The sequence below is a fragment of the Actinobacillus succinogenes 130Z genome (assembly GCF_000017245.1).
Taxonomy (GTDB): Bacteria; Pseudomonadota; Gammaproteobacteria; order Enterobacterales; family Pasteurellaceae; genus Exercitatus; species Exercitatus succinogenes.
In genome coordinates this window covers 991,106-1,003,927 of record NC_009655.1, presented here as the reverse complement: position 1 = coordinate 1,003,927, position 12,822 = coordinate 991,106, and the positions used below count along the sequence as shown (strand labels likewise).

14 protein-coding genes and 1 tRNA gene are annotated in these 12,822 nt (G+C 44.9%); 6 read left to right on the top strand and 9 right to left on the bottom strand.

The window, feature by feature from the left end:
- Positions 1–8 precede the first annotated feature (8 nt).
- The 4 genes from ASUC_RS04865 to manA all read left to right on the top strand — a co-directional run bounded on the left by ASUC_RS04865 (position 9) and on the right by manA (position 3,400).
- Complete coding sequence (locus tag ASUC_RS04865; protein ID WP_012072682.1) at positions 9–809, top strand: PTS mannose/fructose/sorbose transporter subunit IIC; 801 nt, start codon at positions 9–11, stop codon at positions 807–809.
- A gap of 13 nt (positions 810–822) precedes the next feature.
- Positions 823–1,659, top strand: coding sequence for a PTS mannose transporter subunit IID (locus tag ASUC_RS04860; protein ID WP_012072681.1), 837 nt, complete (start codon positions 823–825; stop codon positions 1,657–1,659).
- Between the two features lie 69 nt (positions 1,660–1,728).
- On the top strand, positions 1,729–2,181 hold the full coding sequence (locus ASUC_RS04855; protein ID WP_012072680.1) for a DUF986 family protein: 453 nt from the start codon (positions 1,729–1,731) through the stop codon (positions 2,179–2,181).
- Positions 2,182–2,191: 10 nt separating this feature from the next.
- Entirely contained in the window at positions 2,192–3,400 is a 1,209-nt protein-coding gene (manA, locus tag ASUC_RS04850; protein WP_012072679.1) for a mannose-6-phosphate isomerase, class I, read from the top strand.
- A gap of 108 nt (positions 3,401–3,508) precedes the next feature.
- Here the strand turns inward: manA and rsmC are convergent, their stop codons facing one another.
- Positions 3,509–4,510, bottom strand: a complete 1,002-nt coding sequence (rsmC, locus tag ASUC_RS04845; protein ID WP_012072678.1) for a 16S rRNA (guanine(1207)-N(2))-methyltransferase RsmC — start codon at positions 4,508–4,510, stop codon at positions 3,509–3,511.
- Between the two features lie 61 nt (positions 4,511–4,571).
- On the opposite strand from rsmC, the gene ASUC_RS04840 reads away from it, so the two are divergent.
- The gene (locus ASUC_RS04840) at positions 4,572–4,979 is read left to right on the top strand and encodes a DNA polymerase III subunit psi (RefSeq protein WP_012072677.1); all 408 of its coding nucleotides are present in this window, start codon (positions 4,572–4,574) and stop codon (positions 4,977–4,979) included.
- A gap of 84 nt (positions 4,980–5,063) precedes the next feature.
- Positions 5,064–5,140 (top strand) — tRNA-Met (locus tag ASUC_RS04835).
- 47 nt (positions 5,141–5,187) lie between these two features.
- On the opposite strand, the gene proA is transcribed toward ASUC_RS04835, so the two are convergent.
- From proA to aroA, 8 genes are all read right to left on the bottom strand, one after another.
- Positions 5,188–6,438 carry a glutamate-5-semialdehyde dehydrogenase gene (gene proA / locus ASUC_RS04830; RefSeq protein WP_012072676.1) on the bottom strand — a complete coding sequence of 417 codons (1,251 nt, stop codon included), beginning with the start codon at positions 6,436–6,438 and terminating at the stop codon, positions 5,188–5,190.
- Positions 6,439–6,622: 184 nt separating this feature from the next.
- The gene (rapZ, locus tag ASUC_RS04825; RefSeq protein ID WP_012072675.1) at positions 6,623–7,486 is read right to left on the bottom strand and encodes an RNase adapter RapZ; all 864 of its coding nucleotides are present in this window, start codon (positions 7,484–7,486) and stop codon (positions 6,623–6,625) included.
- Positions 7,487–7,503: 17 nt separating this feature from the next.
- A complete protein-coding gene (gene ptsN, locus ASUC_RS04820; RefSeq protein WP_012072674.1) occupies positions 7,504–8,010 on the bottom strand; it encodes a PTS IIA-like nitrogen regulatory protein PtsN in 507 nt (168 codons plus the stop codon).
- 3 nt (positions 8,011–8,013) lie between these two features.
- Positions 8,014–8,739 carry an LPS export ABC transporter ATP-binding protein gene (gene lptB / locus ASUC_RS04815; RefSeq protein WP_012072673.1) on the bottom strand — a complete coding sequence of 242 codons (726 nt, stop codon included), beginning with the start codon at positions 8,737–8,739 and terminating at the stop codon, positions 8,014–8,016.
- An 11-nt stretch (positions 8,740–8,750) separates the two neighbouring features.
- Positions 8,751–9,263, bottom strand: coding sequence for a lipopolysaccharide transport periplasmic protein LptA (lptA, locus tag ASUC_RS04810; protein WP_012072672.1), 513 nt, complete (start codon positions 9,261–9,263; stop codon positions 8,751–8,753).
- Complete coding sequence (gene lptC, locus ASUC_RS04805; protein ID WP_041834612.1) at positions 9,247–9,840, bottom strand: LPS export ABC transporter periplasmic protein LptC; 594 nt, start codon at positions 9,838–9,840, stop codon at positions 9,247–9,249. The genes lptA and lptC overlap by 17 nt, the downstream gene beginning before the upstream one ends.
- A 123-nt stretch (positions 9,841–9,963) precedes the next feature.
- Positions 9,964–11,316 (bottom strand): lysine-sensitive aspartokinase 3, encoded by a 1,353-nt coding sequence (gene lysC, locus ASUC_RS04800; protein WP_012072670.1) that lies wholly within the window; start codon positions 11,314–11,316, stop codon positions 9,964–9,966.
- 129 nt (positions 11,317–11,445) lie between these two features.
- Positions 11,446–12,747 (bottom strand): 3-phosphoshikimate 1-carboxyvinyltransferase, encoded by a 1,302-nt coding sequence (gene aroA, locus ASUC_RS04795; RefSeq protein ID WP_012072669.1) that lies wholly within the window; start codon positions 12,745–12,747, stop codon positions 11,446–11,448.
- Positions 12,748–12,822: the final 75 nt, after the last annotated feature.

Here is a 12,822-nt window from a genome sequence, read left to right as displayed (position 1 = left end):
AAACAAATATGGAAATTTCAACTTTACAAGTCATCCTTGTGTTCCTCGTATCCTGCGTATGCGGTGCAGGTTCAATTCTTGATGAGTTCCAAACTCACCGTCCGTTAATCGCCTGTACCTTAATCGGCTTAGTATTAGGCGATATGAAAAGCGGGATTATCGTCGGCGGTTCCCTTGAGCTATTAGCTTTAGGCTGGATGAACATCGGTGCGGCACTGGCACCCGATGCGGCATTAGCTTCCGTCATTTCAACCATCCTCGTTATCGTAGGTAAACAGGATATTTCAACGGGTATCGCTGTCGCCATTCCGCTTGCGGCTGCCGGTCAGGTATTAACTTATGTCGTACGCGCCATTACCGTGGGGTTCCAACACGCAGCGGATAAATCCGTACAAGACGGTAACTTAGCCCGTTTGGACTGGTTACATTTCGGTGCGTTGATGTTACAGGCCATGCGTATTGCAATTCCGGCTTTAATCGTAGCATTAACGGCGGGTACCGATGTGGTACAAACCATGTTAAACGCCATTCCAGAAGTGGTGACTACCGGTCTTAAGATTGCGGGCGGATTTATCGCCGTTGTGGGTTATGCCATGGTTATCAACATGATGCGTGCCGGTCATTTAATGCCATTCTTCTATGCAGGTTTTGTTATTGCGGCATTTACCGATTTCAACTTAGTGGCGCTTGGTGTATTAGGTACCGTCATGGCGGTAATTTACATCCAGATTCATCCGAAATATAACAAAAGTCAACAAGTGGTCGTAACGGCGGCAGCTAACAATGACCTTGACAACAGATTAGATTAATAGGGAAAACAAAATGACAACCGAAATCAAAAAAGTAACGCAAAGTGATTTAAATTCTGTTGTTCTTCGTTCTAACCTTTTCCAGGGGTCATGGAACTTTGAACGTATGCAGGCATTAGGATTTATGTACTCGATATCTCCGGTGATCAAACGTTTATATCCGGATCCTAATTCCCAAGAACGTAAAGATGCTATAAAACGTCATCTTGAATTTTTTAACACTCAGCCTTTCGTTGCGGCACCGGTATTAGGCGTTACCATCGCTATGGAAGAAGAACGAGCGAACGGTAAAGAAATCGACGATGCGGCAATCAACGGTATCAAAGTAGGTTTAATGGGGCCGTTAGCTGGCGTGGGTGATCCGATTTATTGGGGCACAGCGCGTCCTGTATTCGCGGCATTAGGTGCCGGTCTTGCCTTAAGCGGTAGCATTTTAGGACCGTTGTTATTCTTTGTCTTATTTAACCTAGTCCGTTTAGCCACCCGTTACTACGGCGTAACCTACGGCTATAAAAAAGGTTTGGACGTCGTAAAAGATATGAGCGGCGGCTTACTGCAAAAACTTACTGAAGGCGCTTCCATTCTCGGTTTATTTATTATGGGAGCTCTGGTACAAAAATGGACCAGTATTAATGTACCGCTTGTAGTATCCACCATTCAAAAACAAGACGGTACAACCGAAATCACTACCGTACAAACCATTCTGGACAGCTTAATGCCGGGTTTACTCGCGTTATTGCTCACCTTCGCCTGTATGTGGTTATTACGTAATCGCGTGAATGCCCTCTGGATTATCGTCGGCTTCTTCGTCATCGGTATTTTAGGGGCATGGACCGGAATTCTTGCATAATTTCGACCGCACTTTTTATGAGGGGCGAATATAATTCGCCCCTACACTACAAATCATTAAATAAACATCATGATTAACACCCTCTTAATCCTTTCCATTGTCGCCTATTTCGCCTACGCATTTTTCGAACAATTCGGTATCGATCGACTTAAAGGCAAAACACATTTAAAAGTGCGGTTAAAAAAACGCACGAAATTAGATAGTCTGATTTTTATCGCTTTAATCGGTATTATCATTTGGCAATCGGAAGGACAAATCGAACCCTTCACGCTTTACTTACTCGGTTTTCTGATTCTTCTCAGCCTTTATACCGCTTTTTTCCGTACGCCGATGTTAGTGATTAAACATAACGGATTTTTCTTTGAGAATATTTTCATCACTTTTGATAAAATCCACGCGATTAATTTAGCGAACGATTACAAACTGGTTTTCGATCTCAAAAACGGCAAGCGCATGATAGCTCAACTCACTAATCGGGCGGATACCGATGCGGTCGTTGCACTACTCGGCGGCTATAAATAAAGGACTTTCAATGACAGGCATTTATCCTCTAACCGGAACGTTACAACATTATGTTTGGGGCGGTGAAGATTATCTTCCTCGCCTGCTTCACCTCAATAAACAACCTCATACCCAATACGCCGAATGGTGGCTTGGCGCGCATATTTCTTCTCCGTCAACGATTAAAGTCGACGGTAAATTACAGTCGCTTACCGAATTTTTAACTCAAAATCCGACTGCACTTGGTGAGCAAAATCGTGCAGTTTTTGGTGACGAACTGCCTTATTTACTGAAAATTCTGGATGTAAAAAAACCGCTTTCCATTCAGTTGCATCCTACCAAACAACAAGCGGAAGCAGGCTTTGCGGAGGAAAATGCCCGTGGTGTGCCGTTAACCGATCCGCAACGGACTTACAAAGACAGCAACCACAAACCGGAAATGATGATTGCATTATCGGATTTCTGGTTGCTACACGGTTTCAAAACCAAAGCTAAAATCCTTGCCGCGTTAAAAACTCAGCCGAGTTTGACCGCACTTGCGGATAAACTGGCAAACCAAAGTCTGCATGACTTTTATGCGGATATTATGCGGGCACCGCAATCCGAGTTGGCTGCTTGGTTATTACCGGTTTTAGATGCGAATCAAGCCGCTTACCGGGAAGATAAACTGGATTTACATCAGCCCGAATACTGGATTTGTTACGTCACCGAATCCATGGCAATAGCACGCGATAAACTGGATGCGGGCTTAATGTGCTTTTATTTGTTCAATATCGTACACCTCCAAACGGGCGAAGGCATATTTCAAGATGCCGGACTTCCCCACGCTTATCTGCGCGGACAGAATATCGAATTAATGGCCTGTTCCGATAACGTAATTCGCGGCGGTTTAACACCCAAGCACGTGGATATTTCCGAATTATTGAAAATAGTGGATTGTCGCGAAGTGGAACCTGAAATTATTCCCGCCGCCCCGCAACATACCGGTTCATTCACATATCAGACGCCGGCACGGGATTTCGCGCTGGAAAATGTTCGTTTCGATTCGGGTTTCAGTGTAAACGGCACGGCCCAAAACGGCACGATTTTATGTGTGATGGAGGGCGTGTTACGGTTAACCGAAAACACCACGACACTTGAATTAAAACAAGGCGAGTCCGCTTTCATCTGTGCGCAAACCGGTTACCGAATCACCGGTATAGAAAACGGTTATTGCGTATTAGCCAAATTACCGTCATAAACGTATCGTATTATCGAACAGCAAGAAATCCGCCGAAACTGATCTGCACCCCAAAAGTTGAACTAAACTACCAACTGATTAAGGTGCGGATTGTTATTCCACATAAATCTAAGCGCAAACCGAATAAACCTTAAACTTATTAGTTTTCGCCAACACTTGGTGACTGCCGAAATGTTCGTCCAATAAATCGGGATACGGCAAAAAGGCGTTTGCCACAATGCGCAATTCGCCGTCCTCTTTTAATCGCCAACGCGCCTCTTTAATCAATTCGCTCACTGCGCGGTAGGCGGTACCGATACCGTCATGAAACGGCGGGTTGGAAATAATCAGATCGAACTTACCCTGAATATGGGAAAAAACGTCGCTCGCCAACACCTTACCCGCCAAACGATTTTCTGCTAAAGTACGCTCGGCAGACGCCAGTGCCATAGCATGAATATCCGTCAACATCACCCGAGCCTGCGGGTTTTGTTGTTTTACATAAGCGCCGAGAACACCGGCTCCGCATCCCAAATCCAGCACATCGCCGCGAATATGGGTGTTAATCGTAGATAACAATAATTCGGTCCCCCCATCTAATTCGTCGGCGCTGAAAACCCCCGGCAGGCTGTAAACGGTTAACGCGTCCAATTTAGGATTTCGATAGGTTTTCCAATAGGCATTGATATCGAAGTGCGGTCGTTTTTTCAAACGGAAATGGTACAGCCCGCAACGACGAGCCGAATCTATTTTTCCGATATCGCCGAAAGCGCTCAGCATTTTCTCCGCCGAACGCACACCGCAGCGATTCTCGCCAACGATCAAAATTTCCTGATTATCCCGCCCGTTCGCCAGTAGTTGCATTAACTGAAACTGCACTTCCGCTTTATTTTTCGTCCAGTAATACACAATCACATCCACCTGTGTGTCGCAAACGGGCGAAAAATCGACCGCACTTTTCCGACCCTGTGCATTCGCATAATCAAAATACCAAGACCATACCGTTACGGTTTTGGCTATTTTCTGAATCTGAACGGGAAAATCATCATTTACACCACCGGCAAATAACAGTGTTTTATCGGCAAAAATCGACAAATGGCGTTCTAAAACTTGGCTTTCAAGAGAAATCATGTTGGGAAATCCTGGGAGATAGGTTAAAATTATCGGCATTATAATAGAAAACGGAAGCCGAATGAACAAACGTGATTTTATCTTATGCGAAATGGGCATTATTCAGTGGGAACTCGTTCGTCCCGACGTATTGAAAGGTGCGGTGAATATTCCTATTTCCGAAAATATTCGGCTTATCGTTATTTCCGATAACCTGCCCGAGCGTCAGAATTGTTTACTGCAAGATATTTTACGCAGCGTTGAATTAAACCAATCCGAATGCCTGTTTACCGATTTCGCTCACATATCCCATTTGAATATTCGGCATCCGCTTAAATATTGGGTCTTAACTGAAAATCAGGAAAAAATCGACCGCACTTTGCCTCTGTGTAAACAGGCCGAGAAGATCTGGCAGTCTGCCGATTTAACTCGGCTCAGTGCCGACGGAAAACTCAAACGAGCGCTGTGGAAGCAGATCTGTAAGCTTTGATTGTACAGTTTTACCGCAAACGAACACTGTTTTTCAATTTTTCCTTGCAATATGTGCTGAAACGAGTATATTACCCCCATCGGACGCGGGGTGGAGCAGCTTGGTAGCTCGTCGGGCTCATAACCCGAAGGTCGTTGGTTCAAATCCGGCCCCCGCAACCAGATTTAAAAAAGGCGTTCCTGAAGAACGCCTTTTTGCTTTTCTATTACTAACTTCGCACCGTATAATCACCTGTCGCCACCCATTTATAAGTGGTTAACGCTTCCAATCCCATCGGGCCGCGCGCATGCAGTTTTTGTGTACTGACGGCAACCTCTGCTCCCAGCCCGAATTGTCCTCCGTCGGTAAAACGCGTACTGGCATTCACATAAACCGCAGCCGAATCCACCTGAGCCACAAACCGACGCGCCAATTGCAGGGATTCCGTTAAAATCGCTTCGGAATGCTGACTACCGTATTCACGGATATGCGCTACCGCCGCTTCAATATCTTGCACAATCACTACATTCAAATTTGTGCATAACCATTCTTTACGCAAATCATCCTCTGTCACCGCCAAAACCTCCGCTCCGGCGTGGTGCAGAATAGAATACGCCGTTTTATCGGCATAATATTTTACCGGTAATTCGGCGGCCAGTTTCGGTAAAAATTCATGCGCAATACTTTCCTGTATCAATAAGGTTTCCAACGTGTTACACGTACTCGGACGCTGGGTTTTAGCATTTTTAATGACCGAAATCGCACGATTTTGATCCGCACTTTGCTCAACAAAAGTGTGACAAACGCCGATTCCGCCAATAATTACCGGAATCGTAGCATGCTGTTTGCACAATGCGTGTAAACCGGCACCGCCGCGCGGAATAATCATATCTACGTAACGATCCAATTTCAGCAATTCCATTACTAGCGCACGGTCGGGATCGGTAATCGCCTGCACGGCTGTTTTTGGCAGTCCCGCCTTCTCCAGGGCATTTTGCACCACTTCCACCAAGATTCGGTTAGAATGGCGGGTTTCTTTACCGCCGCGCAAAATCACCGCATTGCCGGTTTTCAGACAAAGACTTGCCACATCAATCGTGACATTCGGACGCGCTTCGTAAATTGTACCGATTACGCCCACCGGCACGCGGATCCGTTCCAACTTCAAACCGCTGTCCAGTATACCGCCGTCAATTAACTTGCCTACCGGATCCGCCAATGATATGACATGACGTACATCGTTTGCTATGCCTCGCAGACGCTCCGGCGTTAACAATAAACGATCGATAATAGCGTCGTTTAATCCGTTTATCCGCGCCTCATCAATATCACGCGCATTTGCCGCTAAGATCTGTTGCTGCTGAGATTCCAACTGTTCCGCAATCATTTGCAATGCGTAATTTTTATCTCCGGCGGACAACTGGCTTAATTCAAATGCCGCCTGACGTGCCGCTTTTCCCATTACCTCTAAATTCGTCATTATTTTTATCCCTATTCGATTTTTTTTACAGCATACCCGATCTTAAAATATAAAAAAAGTACGGTCAAAAAAGAGCTAAAATTCAATACGCTAAATAGAGAAATACATTCTCAGATTATTTCACAAAAAATAAGCCTCTGATTCTTTTTCAGAAAAATCAGAGGCTCTCTAAACAATGTTAAGTTTATCTGTTTTTATGCTTTTCCAAAGACTTATGCTGAATCTTCACATGCTTGCCTTTATCCTGAAAATATTCGCCCAACTGTTGCGCAATATAAACCGAACGGTGTTTTCCACCGGTACAACCGATGGCAATAGTTAAGTAACTGCGGTTGTTTCGTTCCAGCATAGGCAACCAGGTTTCGATATAATTCCGAGTGGTATAAATAAAATTCGCCACATCTTCATATTTGGATAAAAAATCAATTACGGGCTGTTCCAGCCCTGTCATTGGCCGCAATGACGGATTCCAATGGGGATTAGGCAAAAAGCGAACGTCGAAAACATAATCGGCATCCAATGGTAAGCCGTATTTAAAACCAAAAGATTCCACTACGATTTTCAGTTCTTTATCCGAATTACCCCGCAAAAATTCGCGTAATCTTTCCGCCAATTCGTGAGTAGAAAGCACTGCCGTATCAATAATCAAATTGGCGTGCTGAATTAAGGGATCAAGTTGAATCTGTTCCGCATCAATGGCGGCCTCCAGACTGAGGTCCTGATTCTGAACGGATAGCGGATGAAGGCGACGGGAATCGCTATAACGTCGAATCAGCGTACTGCGATCCGCGTCTAAAAAGATAATTTTGATTTGGTGTTTATTCTCTAATTCCGTCAAAATTTCATCCAGATGCTGGCTGGAATTCGGTAAATTTCGAATATCCAGACTAATCGCAGCAGAAGCCTGACTTTGCGAGAGAATATCGGCTAACTGAGGCAGTAAATCAATCGGCAGATTATCGACACAATAATAACCGATATCCTCCAACGCACGTAATGCAACTGACTTACCCGCTCCTGAACGCCCACTGATAATAATGAGTTCCATAATTCGCCTACTAAAAACTAATTGTTTGTTACGGCAGCTTCCTCTTTGCCGCCCTCATCCAAATAAACATCGGCAAATTTAAAAACCTGCCAAATATCCTCCGCACTTTGTGCTGCGCGCAGTTTTTTAGTCAGACTTTTATCGGTCAATTTTTCCGATAATTCGGATAAATTCGCACTATAACTTGCACACATATCTTCCGGTACCAATACCGCTAAAATGAGATCCACTTTACGTTTATCCGGCGCATCGTAATCTACCGGCTCGGCCAATTGTAAAAAAACAGCGATAGGTTTATCTCCCGCCGGCAACCGTGCACGCGGCATCGCTACACCGTTACCGATAGCGGTACATCCCATTTTTTCTCGACCGAACAAACTCTCGAAACACTTTAGACTACTAAATCGTTCCAAATCCACTTGCTTGCCGACAATTCGTCCGATAAATTCCAATAACGCTTTTTTACTGGAAGAAACAACGCCCTGACGTATATTGTCGGGCGTTAATAATTCGGTAAATTTCATAGCTTATAATTTAAATCCCTCACCGAGATATACTTGTTTTACATGCTCGTTGTTCATGACTTCCGCCGGTGTTCCCGTCGCAATCATTTGCCCTGCGCTGACAATGTAAGCGCGCTCGCATACATCCAAAGTTTCACGCACATTATGGTCGGTAATAAGCACACCCAAACCGCGATCCCGTAAATCCTTAATAATTTTTTTAATATCGATAACCGAAATGGGATCCACCCCGGCGAAAGGTTCATCCAATAAAATAAATTTCGGATTTGCCGCCAACGCCCGCGCTATCTCCACCCGACGACGTTCGCCGCCCGATAAAGACTGTCCCAGGCTATCGCGAATATGTTCGATATTAAATTCTTCAATTAACTCTTGGGCGCGATCATGGCGCTGCTCCGGCGTTAAATCTTTACGAATTTCCAGCACCGCCATTAAATTATCATAAACGCTTAAACGACGGAAAATCGATGCTTCCTGCGGTAAATAACCGATTCCTTTTTGCGCCCGATTGTGCATAGGCAACAGACTGATATCTTCGTCATCGATACGAATCTTACCTTCGTCGTGACGGACTAAGCCCACCACCATATAAAAAGAGGTGGTTTTTCCGGCGCCGTTCGGCCCGAGTAAGCCCACTATTTCATTGGAACGTACGGTAAAACTCACATCGGAAACGACTTTACGCGCTTTATAACTTTTCGCTAAATGTTCGGCATAAAGAACGGTCATTCATCGTCTCCTTACTTCTTCTTATCGTTTAATTGAGCCGGAATTAAAACGGTACGTACGCGGGATTTCGCACTGCCGGTGGCTTTAAGCTGCTGTTTTTTCACATCATACGTGATAACATCACCGTTAATTTTACTATCCAGCTGTTTTAATTCGGCATTTCCCGTCAAGGTAAGAAATTCCGTGCCCAAATCATAATGGACTTTATTGGCCTTACCGTCGGCCGGTTTGCCGTCATCCAGCATCTGATGAAAAGTGACGGGCGAACCGTATGCATCCACCGTTTCTTTCTTACCGGAATTTTCCGGCGGGCGGGTAATCACCACTTTGTTCGCTTTAATTAAAATAGAACCCTGAGTGATCACCACATTATCGGTAAATGTCACTACACTGTTCTCCATATCTAATTCCTGATTACCTGAATCGATATTAATCGGTTTATCGGTGTCACCTTTCAAAGCGGCGACAGACAAGGACGTCATTAATAAGACTGCCGCCAGTAAAATTTTATTTGTTGATTTCATAATGAGTTTTCACTTGTTCCTTTAACGTTGCAATTTGCTGTTTCAGATTGCCGTCCAATTTTAGTCCCGAACTGACAAAATTCAGACCACGGATTGTTACTTCTTTATCCGAAGTAATGTCCTGAGTAGTTAAATTCACCGTCGCACGTTCGCTTTCCACCCGTTGCAAACGGGATTCCGGCAATAAACTTTGCGCCACCACCCTGCCGGTTAAATTCAACATATTATCTTTGGTTAGTTTCGCTTTGACCGCAGTTAATTTCCAGCTTTGCTTTAAATCCGTTTCGCTTTGTTCTGATTCGTCGGAAGTCGGATCATCCAACACAAACACGACGGGATTAAAAAAATCCGTATGTCCGTCTTCACTGTAGTATTCTACTTTATCCGACTTGGCAATATACTGCTTTTGACCCGTAGGAGAGAAAATAGTTGTCTCCATATTCCGCCCGATATACTCAGGACTGTCAGATCTTTTAATAAGATGATTTAACGAACCGTCTTCTTGATTTAAACTATAAAACCAAGCCAGCAACGCTAATGCAATCACACCTAAAATTAAATTCCAACGAAAATTCATCAACCGAATCATACTCTTGATAAAAAAATAATGGTGAATAATAGCATATTTTTTCAGAACAAAAGAAAAGTGCGGTCAAAAATTTTCAGATTTTTGACCGCACTTTGATCCGCCTGTAAAAAATTATTCAAATAATTCCGCGTGTAATGAGCGAACCACATCATCCGCCTGATTGCTGTGAACCAGCATACAGATGTTATTTGTGCTTGCACCGTAGCTAATCATACGCACGTTATAAGGTTCCAAGGAATTAAATATACGTTTTGCTACGCCGCCCGCTATATGTAAATCATTACCGATTAACGCAACCAATGCCAATCCCGTATCTACTTTCACCGTACACACTTCGCTTAACTCGGTCAATAATTCGTTAGACAGTAAATCCGCACCGGAAGAAGCGGAACCGGTTTTATCCAAGGTTAACGCCACGCTGACTTCAGATGTGGTAATGGTATCTACGGAAATTTTGTGTTTTGCTAAAATATTAAACACATTCGCCAAGAAGCCTTGTGCGTGTAACATATTTAAGCTGGAAAGGGTTAATAAGGTTTGATCGCGACGCAATGCGATGGCCCGGAATGTCGGGCGTGGTTGCGGGTCGCGCGTTACCCAGGTACCGCCGTCCTGCGGCGCTTTGCTGGAACCGACGTAAACCGGAATATTACTGCGTACCGCCGGCAATAACGTCGCCGGGTGTAATACTTTCGCTCCGAAAGTCGCCATTTCCGCCGCTTCGGCAAAGCTCATGGTATCAATACGTTTTGCCGACGGCACAATGCGCGGATCCGTCGTATAAATACCCGCCACATCCGTCCAGATTAACACGTCTTTGGCATTTAATACTTCTGCAATCAGAGCCGCCGAATAATCCGAGCCGCCACGACCCAACGTGGTGGTTTTTCCGTTTGGATCACGCCCGATAAACCCTTGAGTGATCACCAGTTCTCCGCGGTTAATTAACGGTTTTAAAATATTATCGCTGTTTTTCTGAGTTTGCTCATCATCCGGAGCCGCTTTACCGAAATTACTGTTGGTTGCGACCAGCGATCGTACGTCCAGCCATGTAGATTGTGCATTTAATTCGCGTAATACTTCTACAAACAAACGGGTAGACATCATTTCACCGTGACTGATTAATTCATCCGTTAACGCCGCTGAAGTCGCCAGACTTGCCGCTTCCGCTAAAGAATCGACATTATCCAGCAGACGTTCGATTTCGGGGCGGACAAAGCTGTCATCCTGCAATTCGGTCAAGATATTTTCCTGAATCTGACGAATATCGCCCAGCAATTTGGCACGTTGTTGCGCATCCGCACCGTTGGCTAACGCCACCAATAAATTCGTGACGCCGGAAGAGGCGGAAAGCACCACAACCCGGGTATTGGGATCGGCAATAACAATTTTGGCGCAAGCCGTCATCGCGGCATGATTCGCAACACTGGTGCCGCCGAATTTCGCAACAGAAAGATGAGACATACATAACTCCTGAAAACTGAAAATAAAAATATTTGATGACTTATACAAATAAAGACTTGTCGTCGTTTTGTCAAATAAAATCTAAGGAAAAGCGTAAATTTTTAAGGTTTCCCTCAATTTAAGGTTAAATTATTGTGAAATTCTTGAAAATTCATCAAAAAATGTCGGGAAGGTTTTCGCCGTACATTTCGGATCCAATATTGTCACCGGCGTGTCGGATAAGGCAATTAATGCAAAACACATGGCCATACGGTGGTCATTATAGGTTTCAATTTCCGCATGCTTAAATTCCGCTAACGGTAAAGGCTGTATACGGATAAAATCTTCGCCTTCTTCCACTGTAGCGCCAACTTTACGTAATTCCGTCGCCATTGCGGCTAACCGATCGGTTTCTTTTACCCGCCAATTATAGATATTGCGAATCACGGTTTCGCCTTTGGCAAACAATGCGGCAGTTGCGATAGTCATTGCCGCATCGGGAATATGGTTCATATCCATATCCACCCCCGAAAGCTCACCCTGCTCCGCCCGGATAAAATCCTCGCCCCAGGTAATCTTTGCGCCCATAGCTGTCAATACATCGGCAAACAAGCGATCGCCCTGAATGCTGTTTTTACCGACGCCGGTTACTTTTACACAGCCTTTAATCGCACCGGCAGCCAGAAAATAGGAGGCGGAAGAGGCATCGCCTTCCACTAAAAAAGTTTTCGGTGATTGATACTGCTGGCAACCTTTTACCGTAAAACGCTGATAATTCCGGTTTTCCACTTCAACACCGAAAATTTTCATCATATTCAGGGTGATATCGATGTAAGGCTTGGACACCAAGTCCCCGATAATTTCAATCTCGGTGTCGGCGGCGGACATCGGCGCCGCCATTAAAAGAGCGGTCAAAAATTGCGAAGAAACCGAACCGTCGATTTTCACCTTTCCGCCGTGCAGACCTTTATTGCGAATTGCCAGCGGCGGATAACCGTCTTGTTCCAAATACTCTATCTCGGCCCCCGCCTGTAACAGCGCATCGACCAAATGTTTGATGGGACGTTCTTTCATACGCGGTTCGCCGGTAAGTACAATTTCAGCGGGACTTTCGTTGCCTGAATTCGCCAGACACAAAGCGGCGGTTAACGGACGCATAGCGGTGCCGGCATTTCCTAAAAAAAGTGATAAACCGTTTTGCCATTCGAAAGCCCTGCCTAATCCCTGTACCTCACATACGGTTTTATCGTCGGAAAGCGTATAACTCACACCGAGCCGTTTTAGTGCGTTAAGCATGTGACGCACGTCGTCACTGTCAAGTAAATTGGTCACTTTCGTCGTACCCTTCGCCAGCGCGGCAAGTAATAAGGCGCGATTGGACAAGCTTTTCGAACCCGGCAGATTAACCGTACCCTCAACGCGGGCGATAGGATTTAAGGTGATTTTTTCCATGTTTTTCTATAAAAATGAGGGCGCGAATCTTGCGACTCGTGCCTGAATATTAATAAGCGACGCCCATTAAAAATG

Bases quoted from the DNA above. Each gene is read 5' to 3' on its own strand.
- ASUC_RS04865 (WP_012072682.1), top strand. From the start codon at position 9: ATGGAAATTTCAACTTTACAAGTCATCCTTGTGTTCCTCGTATCCTGC.
- ASUC_RS04860 (WP_012072681.1), top strand. From the start codon at position 823: ATGACAACCGAAATCAAAAAAGTAACGCAAAGTGATTTAAATTCTGTT.
- ASUC_RS04855 (WP_012072680.1), top strand. From the start codon at position 1,729: ATGATTAACACCCTCTTAATCCTTTCCATTGTCGCCTATTTCGCCTAC.
- manA (WP_012072679.1), top strand. From the start codon at position 2,192: ATGACAGGCATTTATCCTCTAACCGGAACGTTACAACATTATGTTTGG.
- rsmC (WP_012072678.1), bottom strand. From the start codon at position 4,510: ATGATTTCTCTTGAAAGCCAAGTTTTAGAACGCCATTTGTCGATTTTT.
- ASUC_RS04840 (WP_012072677.1), top strand. From the start codon at position 4,572: ATGAACAAACGTGATTTTATCTTATGCGAAATGGGCATTATTCAGTGG.
- proA (WP_012072676.1), bottom strand. From the start codon at position 6,438: ATGACGAATTTAGAGGTAATGGGAAAAGCGGCACGTCAGGCGGCATTT.
- rapZ (WP_012072675.1), bottom strand. From the start codon at position 7,486: ATGGAACTCATTATTATCAGTGGGCGTTCAGGAGCGGGTAAGTCAGTT.
- ptsN (WP_012072674.1), bottom strand. From the start codon at position 8,010: ATGAAATTTACCGAATTATTAACGCCCGACAATATACGTCAGGGCGTT.
- lptB (WP_012072673.1), bottom strand. From the start codon at position 8,739: ATGACCGTTCTTTATGCCGAACATTTAGCGAAAAGTTATAAAGCGCGT.
- lptA (WP_012072672.1), bottom strand. From the start codon at position 9,263: ATGAAATCAACAAATAAAATTTTACTGGCGGCAGTCTTATTAATGACG.
- lptC (WP_041834612.1), bottom strand. From the start codon at position 9,840: ATGAATTTTCGTTGGAATTTAATTTTAGGTGTGATTGCATTAGCGTTG.
- lysC (WP_012072670.1), bottom strand. From the start codon at position 11,316: ATGTCTCATCTTTCTGTTGCGAAATTCGGCGGCACCAGTGTTGCGAAT.
- aroA (WP_012072669.1), bottom strand. From the start codon at position 12,747: ATGGAAAAAATCACCTTAAATCCTATCGCCCGCGTTGAGGGTACGGTT.